The organism is Microcoleus sp. S13_B4, from assembly GCF_036700885.1.
Classification (GTDB): Bacteria; Cyanobacteriota; Cyanobacteriia; order Cyanobacteriales; family Microcoleaceae; genus Microcoleus.
This window is the reverse complement of sequence record NZ_JAUBPU010000133.1, coordinates 1-2368: the sequence shown is the minus strand read 5'-3', so window position 1 is coordinate 2368 and position 2368 is coordinate 1. Positions and strand designations below refer to the sequence as shown.

At 49.3% G+C, this 2368-nt stretch carries 1 protein-coding gene; it reads left to right on the top strand.

What is annotated here, in order from left to right; translation table 11 throughout:
• Positions 1–205 precede the first annotated feature (205 nt).
• Entirely contained in the window at positions 206–1981 is a 1776-nt protein-coding gene (gene cobJ / locus QT994_RS27500; RefSeq protein ID WP_333180265.1) for a precorrin-3B C(17)-methyltransferase, read from the top strand.
• Positions 1982–2368: the final 387 nt, after the last annotated feature.

Genomic DNA, 2368 nt, shown 5'->3' with positions numbered 1-2368 from the left:
GTTTTTAGCTGGCATTTTTGTAGAGATTGACTAAACTCATTTTTTATTATACCCTATTTAAAGGTACAACAGCTTAAAACAGAAAAACTACTTGCTTCACTTCTTACTTTTCCTTCGCGCCTTCGCCGTTCTTCAAATATTTATTCGGAAAGTAACCACAGATTAAAATAATTAAACCACTCCAAACACACACATAATTAAAACCGTGAATCGAATTCCTCCCGCAATAGTTATATTAGGCCAAAACAGCCTGCCGATCGCCAAAAAAATCTCCGCACATTTCTCCGGTTCCCAGATTTACGGTTTAATCGATCGCACGGACGACACAGACATCAACTTTAGCAACTTCGGCGAAACATTGCGGGAATTATTTGCAACAGAAACCCCAATCATCGCCATCTGCGCCGCCGGAATTATCATCCGCACCCTCGCCCCGCTGCTGTCAGACAAACGCGCCGAACCGCCAGTTTTAGCCGTCGCAGAAGACGGAAGCGCCGTCGTACCGCTGCTGGGCGGTTTGCACGGCGTTAATGATTTGGCCAGAGAGATTGCAGCAGCCCTCGGCGTACAACCTGCAATTACCACCACCGGGGATATTCGGTTTCGCACCGCGCTGCTGAGTCCTCCCCAAGGCTATTATTTAGCGAATCCAGAGGATGCGAAGACTTTTATTTCAAATTTGCTCGCCGGGGCAAAAGTACGCCTAGAAGGGGCTGCAAGCTGGCTTTCGGAGAGCAATTTGCCGTTAGCGAAGCCCTCGAAGACGATCGCCCCCGACGCAAAATTGACTATCCGCGTCACCGAAAAAGCAATTGCGCCAACGCCAGATTGTTTAGTTTACCATCCGGTAATTGCAGCAGTTGCACTCACCAAACTATCGAATATTGAGCCGGAAATAGCGGTTTCATTTGTCCGGCAAGTCTTGCAAAAAGCAGGTTTAGCGCCAGCTTCCGTTGCGGGATTTTTTGCATTAAAAGAGGAGATGGGAAACCCGGCACTTGAAGCAGTTTCACAATATTTTAAAGTCCCCGTCCGCTTTTTCAATCTATCCGAACTTGTCGAATTAGACTCAATTGAATTCATCGAAAATAAGGCCTCACAAATTGCCCTGACAGCAGCAGGTTCAAACAGTCACTTAATCGAGTCCGATCGCCCAATCTCCGTGAATTGCGCGATCGCCCTAGCCGCCCAACCCTTTGATGCTAGGGCGATCGGAATTAGCCGGGGCAAACTGGCGATCGTCGGTACCGGCCCCGGAGGCGCGGCCTGGATGTCCCCGGAAGTTAAGGAAATTCTGCGCGAAGCCACAGATTGGGTGGGTTACAAATTTTATCTCGACTTAGCTGGAACCCTGCGCGAAGGACAAAAGCGGCACGATTCCGACAACCGCGAAGAGATCGATCGCGCCCGTTTTGCCCTAGATTTAGCAGCCTCAGGAAAATCTGTCGCCGTGGTTTCGTCGGGAGATCCGGGTATTTTTGCGATGGCTGCAGCGGTGTTTGAGGCGATCGACTTTGATGCCAAACCCGAATGGCAAGGCATTGATATTCGGGTGGCACCGGGCATTTCAGCCATGCAGGCGGCCGCTGCTGCGATCGGAGCACCCCTGGGACACGATTTTTGCGTGATTTCCCTTTCGGATATTCTCAAGCCTTGGGAGGTCATAGAACAGCGGATTGCGGCTGCTGCTGCTGCCGATTTAGTTATGGCATTTTACAATCCCATCTCGAAACAGCGGATTTGGCAACTCGCAAGGGCGATCGAGATTTTGTTGCAAAGTCGCGATCCTAAAACCCCCGTCATACTTGGGCGAAACCTCGGCCGACCCGCCCAATCTGTGCGGGTTTGCACCCTCGGCGAATTCCAGCCGCAAGACGCCGACATGAGAACTTTAGTTATTGTCGGTTCGAGTCAGACTCGGATTATTCCCCGCAAATATGGAGATGTGTGGGTTTACACGCCGCGCAGGTACGAAAAATAAGTAAAGCAGGAAAAACTGCGGAAATAAGCAAATGACGGAAAGCTAATTGACTTTGACAAGGAGATATTTTGATCTGGCTGGGGGAAGTCTAGGTTAACAAATGGCCACGAATCACTTGATCGCGCTCGGCCTGTTATTTCCTCTCATGGTTTTCACTCTCGATTGATGAGCGATCGCCTTTGATTACAGAAATCCTCGGTACTGAGGGATCTCGGCTTCCTGAAGCCAAGTTTTTCTGGCAGACATCGAATTTAGACATCGACTCCACCTTAGTAAGGATTGCAGCTTCATTTTTGGATATATTTAATTTACTGTAGTTTAGACTAACTAAAGATGAGAACGGTGGCTTTCAGAAGAACTAGAGCCACCGCGCCGGGAGAGAATGAG